We start from the raw sequence: 344 nt of genomic DNA, 5'->3' as shown, positions 1-344 counted from the left end.
TAAATTTTGAATGCACACAACAAATATACCGGCACAGTAAAGACCCACCTTTTCAGTCTAGCCAAGACAGTGCTAGCTCAAATCCCTTGGGCGTTATGTTGATATACCAATCCAAATCCACTTTCCTACGCATGATTAGCCCGCGTTCCTCTAGTGTTTTGCATGAGACTCGAAAATTGTTCGGGTGGATATCTTTTTGAAGTAAATGATTCACGGCCTGGTTGATGACCGTTGATTTACCTTCTTTCACACCTTTTGTGAACGCTTTGGCCAAACAACTCAACACAGCTTTTTGAATTTGGCTAATTCTGACTTCCGCCATCATTTTTCCTTTAATCATTGCA

At 41.0% G+C, this 344-nt stretch carries 1 protein-coding gene; it reads right to left on the bottom strand.

All coding sequences use genetic code 11. The features are described from left to right. Positions 1 to 52 precede the first annotated feature (52 nt). Positions 53 to 344 (bottom strand): hypothetical protein (locus ACTRWI_RS22770; RefSeq protein ID WP_499133949.1); only part of this gene is annotated, 292 nt, incomplete at its 5' end.

This window comes from Pseudoalteromonas sp. G5_S1_14_S5, from assembly GCF_054968605.1.
The sequence above is the reverse complement of the archived record's forward strand: the minus strand, read 5'-3'. Positions and strand labels throughout refer to the sequence as shown.